Annotated in this window: 21 protein-coding genes and 2 tRNA genes; 13 read left to right on the top strand and 10 right to left on the bottom strand. The window is 63.4% G+C overall.

The window, feature by feature from the left end:
• Positions 1 to 15: 15 nt before the first annotated feature.
• Positions 16 to 951: an acetyl-CoA carboxylase, carboxyltransferase subunit beta gene (accD, locus tag PARACOCCUSGL_RS0114865; protein WP_010398143.1), complete on the bottom strand. Its 936-nt coding sequence runs from the start codon at positions 949 to 951 to the stop codon at positions 16 to 18.
• A gap of 90 nt (positions 952 to 1,041) precedes the next feature.
• Here accD and cls point away from each other — a divergent pair, with 90 nt between their 5' ends.
• The 4 genes from cls (at position 1,042) to PARACOCCUSGL_RS0114845 (ending at position 4,235) form a co-directional block, all read left to right on the top strand.
• Entirely contained in the window at positions 1,042 to 2,469 is a 1,428-nt protein-coding gene (cls, locus tag PARACOCCUSGL_RS0114860) for a cardiolipin synthase (RefSeq protein ID WP_010398140.1), read from the top strand.
• 11 nt (positions 2,470 to 2,480) lie between these two features.
• Entirely contained in the window at positions 2,481 to 2,804 is a 324-nt protein-coding gene (locus tag PARACOCCUSGL_RS0114855; RefSeq protein ID WP_010398137.1) for a 4a-hydroxytetrahydrobiopterin dehydratase, read from the top strand.
• A gap of 247 nt (positions 2,805 to 3,051) precedes the next feature.
• Positions 3,052 to 3,837 (top strand): DUF6478 family protein, encoded by a 786-nt coding sequence (locus PARACOCCUSGL_RS0114850; RefSeq protein WP_010398136.1) that lies wholly within the window; start codon positions 3,052 to 3,054, stop codon positions 3,835 to 3,837.
• Positions 3,838 to 3,851: 14 nt separating this feature from the next.
• On the top strand, positions 3,852 to 4,235 hold the full coding sequence (locus PARACOCCUSGL_RS0114845; protein WP_010398134.1) for a hypothetical protein: 384 nt from the start codon (positions 3,852 to 3,854) through the stop codon (positions 4,233 to 4,235).
• 19 nt (positions 4,236 to 4,254) lie between these two features.
• Here PARACOCCUSGL_RS0114845 and PARACOCCUSGL_RS0114840 read toward each other — a convergent pair whose 3' ends face one another.
• Together PARACOCCUSGL_RS0114840 and PARACOCCUSGL_RS0114835 are read right to left on the bottom strand one after the other, a co-directional pair.
• Positions 4,255 to 4,974 (bottom strand): GNAT family N-acetyltransferase, encoded by a 720-nt coding sequence (locus PARACOCCUSGL_RS0114840; RefSeq protein ID WP_010398131.1) that lies wholly within the window; start codon positions 4,972 to 4,974, stop codon positions 4,255 to 4,257.
• Positions 4,971 to 5,711: a molybdopterin-binding protein gene (locus tag PARACOCCUSGL_RS0114835; RefSeq protein WP_010398129.1), complete on the bottom strand. Its 741-nt coding sequence runs from the start codon at positions 5,709 to 5,711 to the stop codon at positions 4,971 to 4,973. Before PARACOCCUSGL_RS0114835 ends, PARACOCCUSGL_RS0114840 begins: the two co-directional genes overlap by 4 nt.
• 114 nt (positions 5,712 to 5,825) lie before the next feature.
• Here PARACOCCUSGL_RS0114835 and map point away from each other — a divergent pair, with 114 nt between their 5' ends.
• Positions 5,826 to 6,629: a type I methionyl aminopeptidase gene (gene map, locus PARACOCCUSGL_RS0114830; protein WP_029372359.1), complete on the top strand. Its 804-nt coding sequence runs from the start codon at positions 5,826 to 5,828 to the stop codon at positions 6,627 to 6,629.
• 46 nt (positions 6,630 to 6,675) lie between these two features.
• Here the strand turns inward: map and PARACOCCUSGL_RS0114825 are convergent, their stop codons facing one another.
• The gene (locus tag PARACOCCUSGL_RS0114825; RefSeq protein WP_010398125.1) at positions 6,676 to 7,698 is read right to left on the bottom strand and encodes a LacI family DNA-binding transcriptional regulator; all 1,023 of its coding nucleotides are present in this window, start codon (positions 7,696 to 7,698) and stop codon (positions 6,676 to 6,678) included.
• 98 nt (positions 7,699 to 7,796) lie between these two features.
• On the opposite strand from PARACOCCUSGL_RS0114825, the gene PARACOCCUSGL_RS0114820 reads away from it, so the two are divergent.
• Positions 7,797 to 7,873, top strand: a tRNA-Arg gene (locus PARACOCCUSGL_RS0114820).
• 178 nt (positions 7,874 to 8,051) lie between these two features.
• On the opposite strand, the gene PARACOCCUSGL_RS0114815 is transcribed toward PARACOCCUSGL_RS0114820, so the two are convergent.
• The 5 genes from PARACOCCUSGL_RS0114815 to PARACOCCUSGL_RS20695 all read right to left on the bottom strand — a co-directional run bounded on the left by PARACOCCUSGL_RS0114815 (position 8,052) and on the right by PARACOCCUSGL_RS20695 (position 12,734).
• A complete protein-coding gene (locus PARACOCCUSGL_RS0114815; protein ID WP_010398122.1) occupies positions 8,052 to 8,336 on the bottom strand; it encodes a hypothetical protein in 285 nt (94 codons plus the stop codon).
• A gap of 228 nt (positions 8,337 to 8,564) precedes the next feature.
• Positions 8,565 to 8,640 (bottom strand) — tRNA-Thr (locus PARACOCCUSGL_RS0114810).
• 52 nt (positions 8,641 to 8,692) lie between these two features.
• Positions 8,693 to 10,450 carry a heme biosynthesis protein HemY gene (locus PARACOCCUSGL_RS0114805; protein WP_040602184.1) on the bottom strand — a complete coding sequence of 586 codons (1,758 nt, stop codon included), beginning with the start codon at positions 10,448 to 10,450 and terminating at the stop codon, positions 8,693 to 8,695.
• Between the two features lie 10 nt (positions 10,451 to 10,460).
• A complete protein-coding gene (locus PARACOCCUSGL_RS0114800; RefSeq protein ID WP_010398116.1) occupies positions 10,461 to 11,930 on the bottom strand; it encodes a COG4223 family protein in 1,470 nt (489 codons plus the stop codon).
• Positions 11,931 to 12,026: 96 nt separating this feature from the next.
• Positions 12,027 to 12,734 carry a uroporphyrinogen-III synthase gene (locus PARACOCCUSGL_RS20695; protein ID WP_010398114.1) on the bottom strand — a complete coding sequence of 236 codons (708 nt, stop codon included), beginning with the start codon at positions 12,732 to 12,734 and terminating at the stop codon, positions 12,027 to 12,029.
• A 64-nt stretch (positions 12,735 to 12,798) separates the two neighbouring features.
• Here PARACOCCUSGL_RS20695 and tsaD point away from each other — a divergent pair, with 64 nt between their 5' ends.
• The 5 genes from tsaD to PARACOCCUSGL_RS0114770 are packed head-to-tail and all read left to right on the top strand — an operon-like array spanning position 12,799 to position 17,370.
• Positions 12,799 to 13,869 carry a tRNA (adenosine(37)-N6)-threonylcarbamoyltransferase complex transferase subunit TsaD gene (gene tsaD, locus PARACOCCUSGL_RS0114790; RefSeq protein WP_029372358.1) on the top strand — a complete coding sequence of 357 codons (1,071 nt, stop codon included), beginning with the start codon at positions 12,799 to 12,801 and terminating at the stop codon, positions 13,867 to 13,869.
• Positions 13,866 to 14,810 carry an NAD(P)H-dependent glycerol-3-phosphate dehydrogenase gene (locus tag PARACOCCUSGL_RS0114785; RefSeq protein WP_010398110.1) on the top strand — a complete coding sequence of 315 codons (945 nt, stop codon included), beginning with the start codon at positions 13,866 to 13,868 and terminating at the stop codon, positions 14,808 to 14,810. Before tsaD ends, PARACOCCUSGL_RS0114785 begins: the two co-directional genes overlap by 4 nt.
• Positions 14,810 to 15,082 (top strand): YciI family protein, encoded by a 273-nt coding sequence (locus PARACOCCUSGL_RS0114780; protein WP_040602183.1) that lies wholly within the window; start codon positions 14,810 to 14,812, stop codon positions 15,080 to 15,082. The genes PARACOCCUSGL_RS0114785 and PARACOCCUSGL_RS0114780 overlap by 1 nt, the downstream gene beginning before the upstream one ends.
• Positions 15,082 to 15,507, top strand: a complete 426-nt coding sequence (locus tag PARACOCCUSGL_RS0114775) for an EVE domain-containing protein (protein WP_010398105.1) — start codon at positions 15,082 to 15,084, stop codon at positions 15,505 to 15,507. Before PARACOCCUSGL_RS0114780 ends, PARACOCCUSGL_RS0114775 begins: the two co-directional genes overlap by 1 nt.
• A gap of 42 nt (positions 15,508 to 15,549) precedes the next feature.
• On the top strand, positions 15,550 to 17,370 hold the full coding sequence (locus PARACOCCUSGL_RS0114770; protein WP_010398104.1) for an ABC transporter transmembrane domain-containing protein: 1,821 nt from the start codon (positions 15,550 to 15,552) through the stop codon (positions 17,368 to 17,370).
• A gap of 93 nt (positions 17,371 to 17,463) precedes the next feature.
• Here the strand turns inward: PARACOCCUSGL_RS0114770 and PARACOCCUSGL_RS20690 are convergent, their stop codons facing one another.
• Positions 17,464 to 18,048: a CAP domain-containing protein gene (locus PARACOCCUSGL_RS20690; RefSeq protein ID WP_227493405.1), complete on the bottom strand. Its 585-nt coding sequence runs from the start codon at positions 18,046 to 18,048 to the stop codon at positions 17,464 to 17,466.
• Positions 18,049 to 18,128: 80 nt separating this feature from the next.
• On the opposite strand from PARACOCCUSGL_RS20690, the gene lysM reads away from it, so the two are divergent.
• Together lysM and PARACOCCUSGL_RS0114755 are read left to right on the top strand one after the other, a co-directional pair.
• Positions 18,129 to 18,617, top strand: a complete 489-nt coding sequence (gene lysM / locus PARACOCCUSGL_RS0114760) for a peptidoglycan-binding protein LysM (RefSeq protein WP_010398098.1) — start codon at positions 18,129 to 18,131, stop codon at positions 18,615 to 18,617.
• 148 nt (positions 18,618 to 18,765) lie between these two features.
• Positions 18,766 to 20,652, top strand: a complete 1,887-nt coding sequence (locus PARACOCCUSGL_RS0114755) for an acyl-CoA synthetase (RefSeq protein ID WP_138918362.1) — start codon at positions 18,766 to 18,768, stop codon at positions 20,650 to 20,652.
• Positions 20,653 to 20,912 lie beyond the last annotated feature (260 nt).

Genomic DNA, 20,912 nt, shown 5'->3' with positions numbered 1-20,912 from the left:
CGATCTGGCCATCGCTTAAGCGGACTGCTCGTCAGCCCCGGCGGGCTGGTCCTGATCAGCCGAAAGATTGCCCGGCGCAGGCAGATCCGCCGCGACCGGAGCGGGCAACCCGCCCAGCATGCGCAGGATCGAGATCAGCTCTTCGCGCAGCTTCTTGCGGTGGGTGACGCGGTCCAGCATCCCGTGCTCAAGCAGATATTCGGCGCGCTGAAAGCCTTCGGGCAACTTTTCGCGGATGGTCTGCTCGATCACGCGCGGGCCGGCAAAACAGATCAGGGCGTTCGGCTCGGCAATCTGGATATCACCCAGCATCGCATAAGATGCAGTGACGCCGCCGGTCGTCGGATGGGTCAGGACGACGATATAGGGCAACCCCGCCTCTTTCAGCATCTGCACTGCAACCGTGGTGCGCGGCATCTGCATCAGGCTAAGAATTCCCTCTTGCATCCGCGCGCCACCAGCGGCCGAGAAAAGAACCAGGGGACGCTTGAGCTTTACTGCCCGCTCGGCCGCCGCGATGATCGCGTTGCCGACATACATGCCCATTGAGCCGCCCATAAAGGAAAAGTCCTGTGCGGCGGCGACAATGGGGGTGCGGCCCATCTCGCCCTCGGCGACCAGCATCGCCTCTTTCTCGCCCGTGCTTTTCTGGGCAGCCTTCATGCGGTCGGGATATTTCTTCTGGTCGCGAAAACCCAGCGGATCGGTGATCGGCTCGGGCACCTTGACCTCATTAAAGACACCGCCGTCAAACAGCGCGGCAAAGCGCCGGCGCGGGCTGATCGCCAGGTGGTGATCGCAATTGGTGCAGACATTCAGGTTGTCCGCCAATTCACGGTGGAACAGCATGGTTCCGCATTCCGGGCATTTCGTCCACAAATTCTCGGGCACCTCGCGCCGCGAGAACAGCGAATTGATGCGCGGACGGACATAATTGGTAATCCAGTTCATCGGCGGGCCCCCTGCGCTGCGTTCAAGGCCGTCAGATAGGCAAAGCGGTGCCGAATTGCAATTCCGGCCTGTCCGGGCTTTGATGCAATCATGTGGACTGAAGCCCTTGTGTTCATGCATTACGTAGCTGCGCTGACCGTCTCGGTCCGCGTGCTGCTGCGACCCCAGCTTGAGCCGACAGTCCGTCTGTCATGGCTTTTGGTGATCGAACTGGTGCCCCTGATCGGCATTCTGGCCTATCTGCTTTTTGGCGAGATTCGCATTCGCGGCGCCGAGGCCGAGACGATGGCGAACGTCCGCTCGCATCTTTCCGGCCTGTGGCAGCCAAGCCCCGAAGAGCTGAAAACCCTGCCCGATTTTGCCGCGCCGGTCATCAAGGCGAATCGGGCCACGACCGGTTTTGCCGCCGTCGCCGGCAACCGCGCCGCCCTTTTGCCCGAGGATGACAGCGCCATCTCGGCCCTTGTCGAGGCGATCGACGGGGCAAACGATCACGTCCACATGCTGTTCTATATCTGGCTTGACGATCCTTCGGGCCGTCAGGTGGCCGAGGCCGCGATCCGTGCCGCCCAGCGTGGCGTCAAGGTACGCGCGATCATCGACGCTTTCGGCTCGCGCGCCTTCAGCCGCTCAGAGGCATGGGCACGAATGAAAGAGGCGGGTGTTGAATGCGTTATCGCCCTGCCGCTGAGGATCCCGGTAATCGGGATGCTGTTTCAGCGCATGGACCTGCGCAATCACCGCAAGATCGTGGTGATCGACCACATCCTTGGCTTTACCGGCAGCCGGAACTGCGCCGACCGCGCCTTTGCCATCAAGCCGCGTTACGCACCCTGGATCGACGTCTTTCTGGCCATCGAAGGTCCAGTGGTGCGCCAGATGCAGGCGGTCTTCTTACAGGACTGGATGAGCTATACGGGCGAGGATCTGGGCGAGATGTTACGCATGACCCGTCCGGTCACCGCCCCGGGCGAGGTGGCGCAGGTCGTCGCCACCGGTCCTGATGAGCGGCGCGGTTCGCTATCGGATTGCATGGTGACGATGATCCATGCCGCGCGTGAACGGCTGGTCATCACCACCCCCTATTATGTGCCCGACAGCTCGCTTGATTCGGCGATCCGCATGGCGGCACGGCGGGGCGTCGACGTGACGGTGATCCTGCCCGAGCGTAATGATTCGCTGGTCGTGCAGGCAACTTCCGAGGGCTTTTACTATGGGCTCGTCTCAGCCGGGGTAAAGCTGCGGTTGTTTCAGGGCGGTCTTTTGCATTCCAAGATCATCACCGCCGATGGTCGCATGGTGATGCTTGGCAGTGCCAATATGGACCGCCGCAGCTTTGAGCTGAATTACGAGATGAACATGCTGTTTCTGGGCGGCGACATCACCGAACGACTGGACGAGCGTCAGGACGGCTATATTGACCGTTCGCGTCCGCTGGAACTTGACGAGATTCGCAGCTGGTCGGTCTGGAGACGACTGCGCAACAACCTTCTCGCGCTGGCCGCGCCGATCCTGTGACGGAGGCTTTGATGACCGGACTGGACAAGGGCAGGATCGTAGATGGCGCCCCGGCGCTAACCCCCGATGAGCTGGACAAGGCGATAGCCGCCCTGCCCGATTGGCAACTGGCCCAAGACGGCAAGGCCATCCACCGGGAATGGCGCTTCAGGAACTTCAAACAAGCCGCACAGCTCGCCAATCTGGCCGCATGGCAGGCCGAGGCGGCCGGGCACCATCCCGATATCGCCTTTGGCTGGGGCTTTGCCCGGATCACCTATTCGACCCATTCAGCAGGGGGCGTGACCCGGAATGACCTGATCATGGCCGCCCGACTGGACGCTGCGACGCGCTAAACCCTGAAAGGCCCCTTGCCGCAGCGGCTCACCGGCCCTATCCAGAGCCAAGCCTAGGGACAACGCCATTGAAAATCCTCCGCATCAACAAGCCGTTCACGTCGAGCTGTCTTACCCTGGGCAATGCCGCATGTGCAGGTACTGCGCGATGGAAGGATGGCAGAGCACGACGTGATTGCGCAGTCACCGCCCCTAAGGGCATGGCGGCTGAAGCCCATGTAAAAATGGATCAGTGACAGGAACCAGTATGGCAATACGTCCAGACAAATGGTTGGAACGCAGGGTCCGCGAGCGGGCACTTCAACAATGGACCCGTCTGGGTAACGGGGTAGGCACGCTCAGCTCAGCCAGTTTGCGGCATCTGCGCGACGATGCGATAGCCTTGCGAAGCCGCCTCGACCGTTTTCTGATCCGGGCTGATGAACGCGCGGCAAGGTCGCGCGCGGCACTTGACGCGCTGCACCTGCCCGGCGGCACCGACTGGCGCTGGCGGCCTGAATTCATGGCTGCCCCGGTTTCGCCCCATGGTGTGGCCGAGCCCGAAAACGGCGCCCAGCTGGGCGAAGGCGTGGCGGTATGGCACGATTGCCCGGAAAAAGCACTGATCATTGAACAGATAGCCAACACCGGCGCCAGCGACCTGTCGCCCTTTGGCGTCCGGCTGGAGGTGTTTGGCTTCGCGGGCAGTTTCCTGTCGATGTCTGTCGACCTGCCGACCGCGGCCTTGCTGGGCCTGACCCGCGGCCATGTCGTGCGGCTTGAAACCAGCATCCGGGTCGAGCGTCCGCTGAACATCTATGCCCGCCTAAACATCGGCCATGGGCCGAACACCGATGACATGACGCTGCATGTTGGCGGTTTGCAGCCCGGTCAGTTCGGTCAGCAGGTAATCGAGTTCGACCTTGCCTACACGCCCATGAACGAAAAGCGGCTGGAAAAGATCTGGCTGGATCTGATCTTTGAATCCCCCCGTATGAATGCAGTAGATATCCGTGAATTGTTCCTTTCCCGCCACCTGCGGGCCGAGTTCTGAGTAAAGGCATCTCTATGAGCGACTTTGAATCCCATGAGTTGAAGGGCGGCATCTGGCAAGGCGTGATCCGCCGTGACGAACGGCCGGGACGGCTGGTGCTTGTCCATATGGGCTGCCGGGTGGCAGAGGCGCAGATCAAGCCCGAGGCCAAGGGGCACTGGCATGTCGCGGTCGGCATCCCGACCGGCCGGCTGTCGGACGGGGTGCAAAGTTTTCTGCTGGTCGAGGATCAGGGTGCCGAGGGCGAACCGCCCCGGCCCGACGCCCGGCAGCTTGGCAGCCTGACGCTGGTTGCAGGCGAGCTGCTGCAAAACGACCTGCGCGCCGAACTGAGCCTGCTGCGCAGCGAGCTGGAGCTTGTCAAGAAAGAGCTGCGCCGCCTTGCAGCCGACGGCTGACGGGGTGGGCCCAGGCCCTTCAGTCTTTGCTCCAATAACCGTAGCCACCCAGTTCAGCAAAGCCAAGCCGATCATAGGCCGCCCTCGCGGCCGTATTGGCGCGGCTGACTGCCAGCGCCAGCCGGTGGGCGCCGCCTTCCTGCGCCCATTCCGCCGCAGCACGGATCAACCAGCCTGCCATGCCCTGCCGGCGCAGTGCAGGGACCACCTCGATTGCGTGTATCATCGCAACCGGCCCGTCCAGCGCCACAAAAGCCGCGCCCGCCGCACGGTCCTGCATCCGGCCCAAAAGCGCGGTCTTGGGCAGGTCAACGCGCTGCATCACCTCCTGCCGCGCCGCGGAGATATTGCCCGCACTCCAGATATCGCGTTGCATGGCAAGCGGCGGCCATAGCGGAAAGGCCAGCATCGGCGGAATCGGCTCGGCAAGCAGCGTTGCACAATCGGCGGCAAGGATCGCGGTAGGTGTACCGTGTCGATACCCCTGCCCTGCCAAAACCTCGGCCAAAGCGGTATCGTCATCGGCAACGCGAAACATCGGTCGTTCGCCCCAACCACGCTGCACAGCCTCGGTGCGGGCAATGTCGCCCGCGTCCCAGTCATGTTCGACCGCACGGACAGAGCTGACCCGTCCGCCGCCGCCCTTGCCGCGTCCGACCTCAAAACCGCCAACACGCATATACTCGGCGGCGGGCCATGTCGTCTCAAAGGCGCGGGCGATATCGGGGTCAGCGATCACAGAGCCAGCCTTTCGCGCAGCGCCGTCATGGCATCGGTCACGCGCCGTTCATCTATTCCACGAATGACAAGATTGGTTCCATAACGTTGCCCCCTCTGGAAAGGATAAGAGCCAAGGGACAGATCCGGGAATGCTTCGGCCACTTCGCGCAGATCGTCGGCGACATCGGATTCGGGACGCAGAACCTCCAGCGCCTCACTGACCGAAGGGCGCCCGGTCGGCAATCCGGGCACGATCGCCTCGACCATGGCGCGAAAGACCTCGGGTACACCGGCCATGACATAGGTGTTGCCGATATGGAAACCCGGTGCTGCTGACCACGAGTTCGGGATCAGCTCGGCCCCCAGCGGAATGCGCGCCATGCGCAGCCGGTTGCCGGTGACCTCGACGCCGCGCGCTTCCCAGCGCTCGACCATGACGCGGCGCGCTTCTTCGTTGATTTCGATCCCGACGCCAAAGGCCGCAGCCACGGCATCGGCGGTGATGTCGTCATGGGTCGGGCCAATACCGCCGCTGGTGAACAGCATGTCCCAGGCACCGCCCAGCGACTTGTCCAGGGACCTGATCGCCGCGACGATATGATCGTGGTCATCGCCGACGATACGGACTTCGCGCAGGTCGATTCCGATGCTGTTAAGAACCTGCGACAGGTAATGGGCATTGCCCTCACGCGTGCGGCCGGACAGGATTTCATCCCCGATGACGAGGATTGCGGCAGTTGGGTTGTCGGATTGCATCGCTGCGCTTCTCCTCGCGAACGGGTCCTTTCGCAAATGTATAGGTCCGCGCGCGGGGCTGGAACAAGTGCCGCCATGGGACTATCTGTGGGGGCAGACGAATATGAGGACGCCATGAACGACGCACGCCAGACCCGCGAGGGAATCCGTATCCACGACCCGCAGGATTTTGCTGGCATGCATGCAGCCGGCCGGATCGCGGCCCAGATCCTTGATGAGGCCGGCCCGCTGGTCCAGCCCGGCGCCACCACCGGCGGGCTTGATGATTTCATTCGCAACCGGGTCGAGGAACTGGGCGCGACCAGCGCCACCATCGGCTATCGTGGCTATCAGCATGCCAGCTGCATCAGCGTGAACCATGTCGTCTGCCACGGCATTCCTGGCGACAAGGTTCTTGCCGACGGTGATATTCTGAACATCGACGTCACTGTGATCGTGGACGGCTGGTATGGCGACAGTTCGCGGATGTATGTCGCCGGCAGGCCCAGCGTCAAAGCGCGCCGGCTGATCCAGGTCACCCATGATGCGCTGATGAAGGGGATCGAGGCCGTCCGGCCCGGCGCAACCTTTGGCGATATCGGCTGGGCGATCCAGTCCTATGTGGAATCGAACCGCATGTCGGTGGTGCGCGATTTCTGTGGCCACGGCCTTGGCCGTACCTTCCACGCCCCGCCTAATGTGCTGCATTTCGGCCGTCCCGGCAAAGGTCCGGTGCTTGAGGAAGGCATGTTCTTCACCATCGAGCCGATGGTGAACCTTGGCCGCCCCGAGACCAAGATCCTTGCCGATGACTGGACTGCCGTCACCCGCGACAAATCGCTTTCCGCCCAGTTCGAACATTCGATCGGTGTCACCGCGACGGGCTGCGAGATATTTACCCTCTCGCCCGGCGGGCTGTTTTTCCCCGAACTTGGTTAAGTTTTCAGGGTAGCCCCGGAAACGAGGCTGCCGTTCCCCACCGGCCCTACGGATTTTCCCGGATCGTATCGCCGTGCAGAATGGTCGGAGCCAGCACGATCTGGCCATTTTCAGGGCGCGGCTCTTTGCCTGCAACGATCCGCGCCGCGCGTCGGCCGACATCAATACGCCGTGCATCGGTGGTGGTCAGCCGTATCGGCAGCCCGTCCAACAGCTCGACACCATTGAACCCGGCGAGCCCCAGCTTGCCGGGAATGTCATAGCCGCGCTCCATGCACCAAAGCAGCCCCCCGGCCCCGATCATGTCGTTCGAGAAATAGAGGAAATCCAGATCCGGCTCGCGGGTCAGGATCCGCTCGGTCAGTTCGCGCCCCTTCAATAGCGACGAACCACCCTGATAGTATTCGCGCGCGGCAAGCTGCACGCCATGCTCGCCCAGCCGCTCTTCAAATCCGGCCAGCCTTTTGCGGGCGCGGTGATCTTCGGGCATATGGGTCCCGATAAAGCCGATGCGACGATAACCGGCAGCAAGGATCTCATCCGCCATCTCGGCCCCGGCGCGGCGGTGCGAGATGCCGACGGCGGTGTCGATCGGATCTCCGTCGACATCCATGATCTCAACCACCGGCAGGCCGGCGTTATCGAGCATTGCCCGCGCCGCCTTGCTATGCTCAAGCCCTGCAAGGATCACCCCCGAAGGGCGCCAGCTCAGCATGTCGTACAGCACTGCATCCTCACGCGAGGGGCTGTAATTCGTCACCCCGACCACCGGCTGCAACCCGGTATCGTCAAGCTCGGCCGAGATCCCGCCAAGCACGTCGGGAAACACCATATTGGAAAGTGAGGGGATGACCACGGCAACCAGGTTGACACGCTGGCTGGCCAACCCCCCGGCAATCTTGTTGGGGACATAGCCCAGTGTGCGGGCAGCGGTCAGCACCTTTTCACGCGTGGCAGCCGAGACATCGCCACGGTTGCGCAGCACGCGGCTGACGGTCATTTCCGACACGCCCGAGGCTTCGGACACATCACGCAATGTCAGGGGACGGCGGGGTCTTTTCGTGTTCATCGCAACTACCAGGACGCAATCATGTTACCGTTATCTTCTCCATCCGGTCGCGGCAAGCTTGCCATTTCGCCCCTTGCAAGGCAAAAGGGCGCTTAAGCGGCCCCGTGGCTCAACTGGATAGAGCAGCCCCCTCCTAAGGGGCAGGTTACAGGTTCAAGTCCTGTCGGGGTCACCATCCTCCTGATCAGAGCATGAGCTGGCCTAGCGATGATGCACGGAGGCCTAGCTTTGGCCCCTTTAGGATAAGCGGCGCCGTGGAACCCGCGACGCCCTCTATTCTTTGACCAAACGGCCGGACGAGACCCTGCCTCAGAGAAAGCCCCGAGGCGAAGGTCACATGCCCTGCCCTTCTTTCAGGCTTTACGGCGCCGCGTAACGACAAAGGTCGCAGCTGCGCCGATCAGGCCAAAGAACACCCACGTATAGGGCAGAATGTCGGCCGTTTCACTGCGGATCGGCAGCACAGCCACCGTTCCTGGCCGGGTTTCGTAACCGGGTTTTCCCTGCGCCTGAGCCTCGGCGATCTGCTGGGGAGAGACGACCCATTCCGCATTTCTTTTCTTGTCCCTGATCATCGCGCCCGCGCTGATGACGATGCCGACAATCAGGGCGATGATCAGGCGTTTCGTAAGGGTCATCCCGTAATCCTTTGAATTATTGCGTTTCGCCTGCGATCCACAAATCAGCGCAGCAGGCGGCAGTCTTACGAGGTGCTGCGTAATCACCCCGGCAAGGGACCGCAATACGATTACGCCCACCGGTATGGAAACGCAGGAGGTGCATTCAGCGACACGCAAGCAAGCCGGGCGATTAAAAAGAGAAAACCCACGCAGCCGATTGACGGCGCGTGGGTTTTCTCTGGTTCATGGTGCCGCTGAAGGGACTCGAACCCCCGACCCCATCATTACGAATGACGTGCTCTACCAGCTGAGCTACAGCGGCATCTTGTACGCCGCGCCAGATAGCAGGTTCCCGCGCGGACGAAAAGGGGGGATCAGAGTTTTTTCCCCGTATTCGTCAAGTCATCCTCTTCTGGCGGCTCGACATCAGGACGCACCGGCAGAACGTCACCCCCGACCGCAGGTACAGGCTTGCGTGCAACTTCGGGGGCGGCGGGGGCTGGCTCGGGCTCCGGGTCCGGATCGGTAACGGTCATCGCGGGCTCAGCCCCGCCAACACCGGGGGAAACGCGGCGATAATCCGATTCGCGCGGCACCATCCCCGGCGAAACATCCGGTATCTCGACTGGCGCGGCAGCCACCTTGGCCACGGCCGGGTCAGAGCCGATCAGCCCCGGCTCTGCCGGGTGCGGTGCAGGATCGAGGGAGGGAACATCGACAGAAACAGGCGCCGCCCCAGCCCCTTCAGGCTTGCTTCCGACCAGCAGCGGCAGCATCTCAACCCCGTTCGGGACAGGTGCGCTCCAGGCCGGTGTCTCGGGCTCGCGCCAGGTCAGCGTATCGAACCCGCCACAGCTGTCGCAAGTCGGAGACCAGTCGGCCATGACGTTGTGGCACTTGTCGCAGACCCATTGCGGCCCACGGCTTGCAACCAGCGCCCGGGCCAGAATGCCACGCACCACCGCATCATCAGAACCCTCGCCCCGTTCGACCGCGGCAAGGATCGACAGCGAACGCACCGTCGGATGCTTCTCGGCCAGATCGCCCAAGGCTCGCCGTGCGCCGGGAAAGTCCTCGACAGCAAGCAGCAGCTCTGCCCGCAGAAGTTTGGTTTCCTCGTGATCGGGGTTCTGGCGCATAAGATCTTCGAAGCGGCGCAGCCGGGCGGCCGGCTTTTCGTCGGGGGCGATCTCGGCATAGGTCGCCGCAACCGAGGGATGAGGCCGGACGCTCCAGGTTTTCTGCAGCACCCGGCTGGCGTTGCGCGCGTCGTTTTGTGCGATATAGCTGCGCGCGGCCAGAACCGCCGCCGGAATCAGGTCCGGGCTGGCGCGGTTAGCCGAAATCGCCGCCTCGCGGGCGCTGATCGAATTGCCCTGAGCCAGCACCTCGGATGCCTCTTTCAGCGCCAGAACCGCATCGCGGCGGATATGAACATCCTTGGGCAACAGGCCCTGCTGGCGCTTGTCCTTCAGAACCGCGCGCGCGCCTTTCCAGTCGCCTTCACGCGTCTGCAGCTGCAACAGCGTATCCTGCAACTCGGGATGCTTCGGTCTCAGCGCGTAGGCTTTTTCGGCCAATTTCAAGGCAGTTGTGGTATCACCTTCATCCAGTTTCTGCCGCATCAGACCACGAATACCGACAAAGCGGGTACGCTGGTCAGACAGCAGACGACGGTAGATCTCGCCCGCCTTGCGGCTATCGCCGGCAACCTCAGCGGCCTGCGCGGCCAACAGGTCGGTGACATGGGGCTTGTCAAGGAACTTGGCCGCTTTGGCTGCCTTGTCCTGCGCAAGCTTGCCCTCGCCCGAGGCGACGGCAAGCATCCCTTCGGACAGAGCCTCATAACCCTTACGCTCACGCGAGCGGGCAAAATAGCGATTGATCGCGGTCTCATCGCCCAAAAGAAAGCGCATGAATGCCAGCAGTATGCCAAGGATGCGCACCAGCGCCCAGCCCAGCAACACCACGATCAGCGCCGCGATGATCAGCTGTACCGGACCCAGGGTGTATTCGGTGCCGCCATAGACCATGCTAAGGCCGCCGCCGGTTTCCGATAGCTGCATAGCCCCCAGCGCCAAGACCAGAACTATGGCAAAAAAGATCAGTATTTTCAATGCCGAAAGCAGCATGGCGCGCCCCTTACATGCTGCCCGCGGCCAAAGCGGCCAGCGCGGCATTAGCTTCGATCCACAGCCCGGCCGAGGCGGTCCAGTCCGCCATCGCCTGCTGCCCCGATTGGGGCAGGCTGGCGATTTCTTCCAGCGCACCCTTGATATCGCCGGCTTTCACAGCAGCATCGGCACGTGACAGGATGGCGTCGGGATCGTTGCCTTCGCGCGGCTCGACCGAACGCGCGCCAGTCTGCACCCGCAAGAAATCACCGATCATCCCCAGCGCGCCATTGCTGCCTTGCACCTCTTGCAGCGCAGCGGCCAGCCCCTCACGCGCGGCGGCGGGAAAGTTTGCGCGCAATTGCTCAAGAGTCGGCACATCCCCGGTCAGCACTGCCGGAGGCTCGACCCCAGCCGCGCGCAGACCGGCAAGCGCCTGATCGCGTTGACCACCAGTCTCGATCGCGACGCGCAATGCAGCGGCAGCCGTAGCGGCCTGAGCGCGACGGTTCGCGGCCTCGGCATTGCTTTGAAGATCGGCGGCCTGGGCCTCAGCCGCAGCGATGCGCCGCTCCGCCTCTTCGGCGGTGGCAGCGATCTGGTTGCGCAGCGCCTCGGCTTGCGCGGCAAAGCTCTGCATCTGCTCGGCGGTCGCGCCGCCGCCAGCCCCGCGTGAGGCAAGCTCATCAATGCGTTGCTGCTGCGCCGTCAGCTTAGCGGTCAGTTCATTCAGAAGCTGCTGCAACTCGTCACTGTTTTCGCCAGACACCACCGGGGCGACAACAGGTCGGGCATTCAGATCAGCCAGCGATTTTTCCAGCACTGCCAGCTTTTGCTCCAGCGCCGACAGGGCCTCGGCATCGCCACCCTGCTGCTGCGGAGCGTCGGCCAAAGCCTGCCGTGCCGCATCCGCGCCCGCATCGGCAGCGCGGGTGGCAAAAGCTTCGGCCTGAGTTTGGATTTCTGCCCGGGCGGCCTCAATACCAGCCTCGCGGGCGGCGGCAATCTGTGCCTCGGTCGGGGCGGATTCGCTTGCGCCGGGCTGCCACGCCGGGGGCAGATGCGGGATCGCCCACCATGCCGCCGCAGCGCCAAGACCGGCAGCGACGACACCGCCGACAAAGGTAGGCACGAAACCGCCCTTGCGCACCTCAACCACGCGGGTTTCGACCTTTGCTGGTCCAGAGGGGGCGGTTGATTTTGCCGGAACTGGCTCAAAGGTGGTGGGCGAAGGCGCTTCGGCAGGCTTGGGGGCGGCCGGTTTCGATTCGGCTGCCGTCTTTCCCGCATCGGGTTTGAGCGCCGCAGCAGCCAAAGAACCGCCTTTACCAACCAGCACTGATTCGACCGGCGGCTTGGATTCAACCGCTGCTGCCGAGGCCCCCTCGCCCGAGCTGACCGGGCGGCTGTCGATAGCCGCGCCCGAAACTGCCTTTTTCTTTCCGTCTTTTCCGGGGCTTGCCTTGTTTTCGCTGGAATTGATCTCTGGCTTTTTCACAACTCTTCCCCGTTCCCTTTCACATCGCGGCCCGCTGCGGGGGGCTATGGTCCCGCCGTCCTGCACCTGCGATCATGCCTGGCTCCGGCAGGCAGTCTAGTCGCCGGGACGTGGGGCCTCAACCCGCCCTCGCGCGGATTGTTCCGTCGCAAGCAGACGCGAGAGGGCATAGCAGATCCCGTCGGCATCGGGGGTCGGGGCAAGTTCGATGCGACTCGCCGGCCCCAGCCACGCACCCCGCGCCGCCGCGCTGATCGGGGCCAGCCACAACGGGGCCTGCGCATCCTCAGCCTGCGGCGATAAAAGCCGCGCCGAACGTGGCGAAAATAGCGGCAAAAGCACCGGCGCTGACCCGGCAAGCACCTCTTTTGCCTCGGCGTTCAGCCGCTCGGGCGCCTGATCATAGACGACCATGCCCGGCACCGGCAATCTGCGGGCGACATGGGTGCCGTGGGGATGCAGCCAGCCGTCATCCAGACCTTTCAGCAGCGGCATCATCCGCTCGGCGTCCCCGGGCCCGACGGTTACTTCATAGCCCGCTGCCTGCGCGGCCTCGGCCGTGGCAGGCCCGACGCAGATCGCGGGCCGCCCGCGTCCCGGCCCTGCCGCGGGGACCGCGTTGACCGAGGTAAAGACCAGTCCCCGCGCAGCACTTAACCGCACCGCATCATGCGCGACCGGTATGATGCGCAGCACGGGTGAGATCACCAACCTGACACCCGGCAGATCAAACTCTGCGGCAAATCGCCGCGAAGCAGGCTCGGGCCGGGTCAAAAGCAGGATAGGCTGGGGGTTGGACGGCATGGCAATCGCTCGGGCAAGATGCTACTTCCCCTCTGCCTAGGCCCTGGGCGGCGCGCAAACAAGGATGAGCATGGGACTGACCTTTCTGGGCATCGAGAGCAGCTGCGACGACACTGCGGCGGCGGTGGTGCGCGAGGATCGCACGATCCTTGCCTCGGTCGTGGCCGGGCAGACATCGCTGCATGCCGATTTCGGCGGCGTGGTGCCGGAAATCGCCGCCCGCGCCCATGCCGAGAAACTGGATATCTGCGTCGAAGAGGCCCTGCGCAAGGCGGGCCTGCGCCTGTCCGACCTGGACGGGATCGCCGTTACCGCCGGGCCCGGGCTGATTGGCGGCGTGCTTTCGGGCGTCATGCTTGCCAAAGGGCTGGCGGCGGGGAGTGGCCTGCCGCTGATCGGGGTCAATCATCTGGCCGGCCACGCGCTGACCCCACGCCTGACCGACGGCATCGGTTATCCTTATCTGATGCTGCTGGTTTCGGGCGGGCATTGCCAGTTCCTCTCGGTCGCGGGGCCAGAACAGTTTACCCGGCTGGGTGGAACCATCGACGACGCCCCCGGCGAGGCCTTTGACAAGGTTGCCAAGCTTTTAGGCCTGCCCCAACCGGGCGGCCCCGCAGTCGAGGCAGCGGCGCGCGCGGGTGATCCGCGCCGCTTTGCCCTGCCGCGACCGCTGCTTGACCGGCCGGGGTGCGATCTTAGCTTTTCTGGGCTAAAGACGGCGGTGCTGCGCCAACGTGACGCGCTGGCAGCGGCGCAAGGCGGGCTGCACGAACAGGACCGCGCCGATCTTTGCGCCAGCTTTGAGGCGGCCGTGGCCGATGTGCTGGCCGAAAAGACCCGTCGCGCCCTGGCCCTGGCACCAGCACCTGCGCTGGCCGTGGCCGGAGGTGTCGCGGCTAACCAAAGCCTGCGCACCGCGCTGCAAACCGTCGCGGCCGAAACCGGCGCGACCTTTCTTGCGCCGCCCTTGCAGCTTTGCACAGACAATGCCGCAATGATCGCCTGGGCCGGGATCGAGAGCTACCTTGCTGGCCGGCGTGACGGCATGGATCTGGCCGCCCGCCCGCGATGGCCGCTGGACCAGCGCGCCGCTCCGATGCTTGGTGCTGGCAAGCGCGGAGCCAAGGCATGAGCGTCGCAGTCATCGGATCAGGCGCATTCGGCACCGCGCTGGCAGTATCCCTGGCGGCCAAAGGACCCGTTACGCTTTGGGGGCGGGAAACCGGCTGGGCCGCTGCTGGTGAAAACCCGCGCCTGCCGGGCGTGCCCCTTCCCGCCAGCCTGATCGTCACAAAAGAGCTTAAGGATATCACTGCCCCCACCGTCCTGCTTGCCCTGCCCGCGCAATCACTGGGTGGTTTTCTGACGGACCATGGCGCGCGGCTTGATCGCCGTAATCTGGTCAGCTGCGCCAAGGGGATCGACCTGACTACGCTGACCGGTCCTTCGGCACTGATCGCTTCCGCCTGCCCGCATGCGACCGTAGCGGTGTTGACCGGACCAAGCTTTGCCGCCGATATCGCCCGTGGTTTACCGACCGCGCTGACACTCGCCTGTGCCGATGCTGCCGCCGCCGAGATTTTACAGCGCCAGCTTTCGACCGCCTCGCTGCGGCTTTACCGCACGACCGATGTAACCGGGGCCGAACTGGGCGGGGCGCTGAAAAACGTCATCGCCATCGCCGCAGGGGCTGCGATCGGCGCCGGCTACGGCGACAGCGCAAGGGCAAGCATTGTCACGCGCGGCTTTGCCGAGATGACGCGGCTGGCCGTAACGCTGGGCGCAAGGCCCGAAACGCTGGGCGGGCTTTCAGGGCTTGGCGATCTGGTGCTGACCTGCACCTCGGAGCAGTCGCGCAACTTTCGCTATGGGTTGGCCCTTGGCGCGGGCAGCGAGTTCGCGCCCGGCACCACTGTCGAAGGTGCTGCCACCGCCCGTGCCGTTTCGCGTCTGGCCGAGGGGTTGGGGATCGAGATGCCGATCTCGAATCTGGTCGCCGGTCTTGCCCAGGGCAGTATCGTCATGGAACATGCGCTGGATTTTCTGCTCAAACGCCCCCTGAAGGAGGAATGATGCCCCTTTTCGCCGTGATCTGCCGCGACCATCCCGGCAAGCTGCAAACCCGTCTCGATACCCGCGAAAATCATCTGGCATTCCTGAAGGAACAGCCCGGCCTGCAAATGGCAGGTCCGCTGATCGAAAATGGTGAGATGCGCGGCTCGCTGCTGGTGGTTGAGGCTGACGAGTTGACGCAGGTCAAGGAATGGGCCGCCCGGGATCCCTACAAAGCGGCAGACCTGTTTGCCTCGGTCGAGGTGATCGAGTGGAAGAAGGTGATCGGCTGATGGCATGCTGGCTGTTCAAATCCGAGCCGGACGTGTTCAGCTTTGACGACCTGATCGCCCGGGGCGAAAAGGGCGAAGAGTGGGACGGCGTGCGCAACTATCAGGCCCGCAACAACATGCGCACCATGAAAAAGGGCGAACGCGGCTTTTTCTATCACTCGAACGTCGGCAAAGAAATCGTCGGCATCTGCGAGGTGGTGACCGAGGCCCACCCCGACTCGACCGCAGACGATCCGAAATGGGAATGTGTGGATGTCCGCGCCGTCGCCTGGCTTGAGCGGCCCATCTCGCTGGACATGGCCAAGACCGAGCCGAGGCTCAAGGATATGGTGCTGGTCAACAACTCGCGCCTCTCTGTGCAGCCTGTTTCGGACGCGGAATGGCAGGTCATTCTGGAACTCGCGGGCGGCACCCGGACACTCTGAACATCACGCAAGGCACCATCGGGGCGCCCGAGGGGAGAAGACATGGCACGCGGACCCAAACCCATCGCGGACCGTCCGACGACGAAACGCATCAGCGCACTCAGGGCGCTTGGCCCTTTCCTGTGCCCCTATCGCGGGCTGGTCGCGGCCGCCCTTGGCGCGCTGACGCTGACGGCGACGATCAGCCTGATCCTGCCGCTGGCCGTGCGCCGGGTGGTCGATGGGTTTGACGGCGGCGCAGGCATGCTCGACCAGTATTTCGGCGCCGCGATGATCATCGTCGTGCTGCTCGCTATCGGGACGGGGATGCGCTACTTTCTTGTCACCCGGCTGGGTGAACGGGTCGTCGCCGATATCCGCAAGGCAGTTTTTCAGCGCGTCATCGGGCTGAGCCCCGCGTTCTACGAACGGGTCCTGACCGGCGAGATTATCAGCCGCATCACCACCGACACGACGCTGATTCAATCGGTCATCGGCTCATCGGTGCCAATCGCGCTGCGCAACATCCTGCTGCTGATCGGTGGCGTGGCGATGCTGGTCTGGACCTCGGCCAAACTGTCGGGTCTCGTATTGCTGTTGGTGCCGCTGGTGGTCGTGCCCATCGTCGTGCTGGGCCGGCGGCTGCGCAAACTGTCGCGCGAAAATCAGGACTGGATCGCCCAATCATCAGGCGCGGCCTCCGAGGTTCTGCTTTCGGCACAGACCGTGCAGGCCTTTACCCATGAAGGCCCGACCCGCGCACGTTTCAACGAGGTGACCGAGCGCGCCTATGACTCGGCCATGAACCGGGTGCGGACGCGCACGGCGATGACAATGATCGTGATCTTCCTCGCCTTCTCGGGCGTGCTTGGCGTTCTGTGGATCGGCGCCCGCGATGTGCGGCTAGAGGTGATGACCGTTGGCCAACTGGTGCAATTCGTCATCTACGCCGTTCTGGTCGCCGGGGCCGTAGGCGCTCTTTCCGAGATCTGGGGTGAGCTGCAACGTGCTGCCGGCGCGACCGAGCGGCTGAGCGAACTGCTGACCGCCGAAGACACGCTGAGCGATCCTGCCGATCCGGTCACCCTGCCCCAGCCAGTCAAGGGCGCGATCCGGTTCGATGACGTCACCTTCCATTACCCCTCGCGCCCCGACCGCTCGGCTTTGGACGGCGTGACGCTGGACATCCGCCCGGGTGAGACGGTTGCGCTGGTAGGCCCCTCTGGGGCGGGCAAGACCACCGTGATCCAGCTGCTTTTACGGTTCTGGGACCCTGATGCGGGACGGGTGCTGATCGACGGCATTGATCTGCGCGATATGGCCCGTGCCGATTTCCGTCAGTCCATCGCGCTGGTGCCACAAGACCCGGTGATCTTTGCCGCTACCGCCCGCGAGAACATTCGTTTTGGCCGCCCCGATGCCTCGGATGCCGAGGTCGAGGCTGCGGCCCGCGCAGCCCATGCCGACGATTTTCTGCGCGTGCTGCCCGAAGGCTATGACAGCTATGTCGGCGAACGCGGCGTGATGCTTTCAGGCGGGCAAAAGCAGCGCATTGCCATTGCCCGCGCCATCCTGCGCGATGCGCCGATCCTGCTGCTGGATGAGGCGACCTCGGCCCTGGACGCCGAATCAGAACTGCTGGTCCAACATGCGGTCGATGAACTGTCCCGTTCGCGCACCACGATCATCGTGGCCCACCGTCTGGCAACAGTGAAAAAGGCCGACCGTATCGTTGTCTTTGACGGCGGCCGGGTAGTGGCACAGGGCCGACATGATGAACTGGTCGCCGAGGGAGGGTTATACGCCCGGCTGGCGCGGCTGCAGTTCACCGCAGGTCCAGCGGACGAAGAGACACCCGCAGAAGCCGAAACAGGGGCTGGTTAAACCCGCCACCCAAAGCAAATCGCAACTGACGCCCGCGACGCCTTCAGGGTATGCGGGCGTCCATCATTGCGACCGGCCAGCGTAGCGCGCTGCTCAACGTGGTGCGCTAAAAACCGCCGCCCAATACACGGTCTTGCCATCCGGCCCGACCGCCCGGCCGATACCGTAATGCCTGACCTGCGGCAGCAGGATATTGGCGAGGTGCCCTGGCGATTGTGACCATGCTGCCAAAACCTGCTCTTGCCCCCAGGGGCCGGCAGCGATGTTTTCGGCGGCAATGCGGGGCCTGTACCCTTCTTTCTTCAACCGCTGCATCGGCCCTGAGGTCGCACTGCCGCGATGCGTCATCTGACCGCGCCGGGCCATGTCGCAGGCGTGGCGGGCGGCAGCGACGGCCAGATCGCGGTTGGGCTGCAGCGAGGACAACCCGCGGGCTTTGCGCAATGCGTTGGTCGCACTGGCAGCTGCCTGATTTTCCTGCACCGACGTTTCATAGCAGGTGACCTGCCCGGCCCTGGCCTCTGCAGGTTTGGCGGGTACGGGCCCAGCCTCCCCCGCAACGGCAGGAGCCGTCATGGCGGGTAGAAAAACAAGCAAAGACATAATCTTACGTGAAATTTTCAACATCTGGCACCCTTTGAACTGCTGCAATTTACGAAACGCAGCCGGGACGTTCAACCTGAGGTTGCCTAAATTTCTCTGGAACCGTGGCTTCGGCAAAACGTTGCCGCTAGAATGCAGTTGGAAAGGAATATCTCATGGCGATCTGGGATTTCGTGAAGGATGCCGGCAAGTCGCTGTTCGGGTCAGAGGCAGAGGCACAAGAGGCCCCCTCGCAGCCCGCGCAAAGCGACACCGACCGCAAAGTGGCGGCGCTCAAGGCTGAGCTTGCCTCACTGGGGCTGACGGCCAGGGACGTGCACCTGACGCTGCGGGGCGATACGGTTGTGATCTCGGGCAAGGCGCGCGATCAAGAGACGCTGGAAAAGCTGATTCTCGCGGTCGGCAACATCAAAGGCATCGCACGTGTCGAGCTTGCCGAAGGCGCGGGTACCGAGACCCCGGCACCACAGGCCGCCAAACCCGTGTTCCACACCGTACAAAAAGGCGAAACCCTGTCAGCCATCGCACAGAAATATCTGGGCAAGGCAAACCGCTATAATGAGATCTTTGAGGCGAACCGCCCCATGCTAAGCCATCCCGACAAGATCTATCCCGGCCAGACGCTGCGTATCCCCCAGAACTAAGGGGTCCCGACACCGCCAGCGCGGTTGCGACGCTGCGTTTCCCCCCGGATTAGCGCTGCGGAATGCTTGCCAGCATACTGATAGTTGGACCATTCTGCCTGTAAGTGGGGCACTGCCCCGGGGGGAAAACTGGGAGGTCTGAGAAATGGTGGTCAGGTTTGCAGGCGTCGCAGACCGCGATGCGGTCGAGACGGAGATGCCCTATGCGCAACGCATCCTGCCGGGCACACTGTATCAGGCGCTGACCGAAACCCGGGACCGTCATCCTGAACGCCCCGCGCTTAGCTTTCAGCTTTTTTCGGACCCGACAGCCCCGGCGCGCACCCTGAGCTGGACTGAACTGCACGAGCGTGTGACCGAAACCGCGAACCTGTTTCGCGAACTAGGGGTCGGGCCCACGGACGTCGTGGCATATCTGCTGCCAAACTGTCTTGAAGCGCCGATCGTGCTTTTGGCCGGTGCAACTGCGGGTATCGTGAACCCGATCAACCCGCTGCTGGAGCCCGACCACATCGCCTCAATCCTGCGGGAAACCGGCGCCAAGGTCCTGGTGACGCTGAAAAGCTTTCCCAAATCCGACATTGCGCAAAAAGCAGCCGCGGCCGTTGCGCAAGCGCCCAATGTGCAAACGGTGCTTGAGGTCGATCTGCGCGGCTATCTGACCGGGTTAAAGCGCCTGCTGGTGCCTTTGATGCGTCCCAAGGTCACCACGCGCCACCACGCCAAAGTGCTGGATTTCGAGGCTGCCGCCAGCGCGCGTAAACACAACCGCCTGACCTTTGACGAACCTGCCGGAGACCGGGTCGCCGCCTATTTCCACACCGGCGGGACCACCGGTATGCCCAAGGTCGCGCAGCACAAGCAATCGGGGATGATCTACAACGGCTGGCTGGGCGGCACGCTGCTGTTCACCGAAACCGATGTGCTGATGTGCCCGCTGCCGATGTTCCACGTCTTTGCGGCCTATCCGGTGCTGATGTCCTGTCTGATGTCAGGCGCTCAGCTTGTGATGCCGACACCGGCTGGCTATCGCGGCGAAGGTGTCTTTGACAATTTCTGGAAGCTGATCGAGCGCTGGCAGGCAACCTTCCTGATCACCGTTCCGACTGCCATCGCGGCACTGATGCAGCGCCCGGTAAACGCGGATGTTTCGTCGCTTCGCACCGCGATCTCGGGCTCGGCACCCCTGCCGATCGAGCTGTACAACCGTTTCAAATCCGCCACCGGCGTCGAAATCGCCGAAGGTTACGGCCTGACCGAGGCGACCTGCCTTGTCTCATGCAACCCCATTGACGGGCTCAAGAAGGTCGGCTCGGTCGGCATCCCCCTGCCCTATACCCACATCCGCATCCTGCAGCGTCAGAATGGCGGCTTTCGGGAATGCGGCATCGAAGAGGTCGGCGAAATCTGCATTGCCAACCCGGGCGTTTATGAGGGCTCGACCTATACCGAGGCCGACAAGAACCGCGACCTGTTTGCCGAAGGGCGCTTTCTGCGCACGGGCGATCTGGGGCGGATGGACGCCGACGGCTATCTGTGGATCACTGGCCGGGCCAAGGACCTGATCATTCGCGGCGGCCACAATATCGACCCGGCAGAGATCGAAGATGCGCTGCTCTCTCATCCCAAGGTCGCTGCCGCCGCAGCCATCGGCCAGCCCGACAGCTTTGCTGGCGAACTGCCCTGCGCCTATGTCGAGCTGGTCGCCGGGGCCGAGGTCGCAGAGGATGAGCTGATGCAGCACGCGCGCAGCCACATCCACGAACGTGCTGCGGTGCCCAAACATATCGAGATCCTGCCCGAACTGCCCAAGACTGCGGTCGGCAAGATTTTCAAGCCTGACCTGCGCAAGCTCGCAATCGGGCGCGTCTACAACGAGATGCTGCAAAGCGCGGGCCTTGCCGCCGAAGTGGCCGAGGTGATTGATGACAAAAGACGGGGTCTCGTCGCGCGGATCAAAACGACGGGCGAAGTGGACCGCGATGCTATGGCCAAGCTGCTTGGCCAGATGGCGCTGCCATGGGAATGGGCCTGAAGCTGCGTTGCAATTAAACCCTGTGGCGCGCGGCCTTTCGCCATGCGCCAATTTGGGTTGCACAGCCAGGTATATATTGCCAAACAAGGGCAAAGTCGGGGGAGACCTGTCTCTCACCGACGAATCGATGTGTTATAATTTGAGAGAGTAAACGTGAGCGAGCCTTGTCCTCCGCTGCCTGATCAGGGTTGGTCCAGAGAAACAATCACTCTCGCAGATGCGATTGTGGCCCCTCCCAAGGAATCCCGCCCCCGAACCCC

It is taken from the genome of Paracoccus sp. TRP (assembly GCF_000185925.1).
GTDB lineage: Bacteria > Pseudomonadota > Alphaproteobacteria > Rhodobacterales > Rhodobacteraceae > Paracoccus > Paracoccus kondratievae.
The sequence above is the reverse complement of the archived record's forward strand: the minus strand, read 5'-3'. Positions and strand labels throughout refer to the sequence as shown.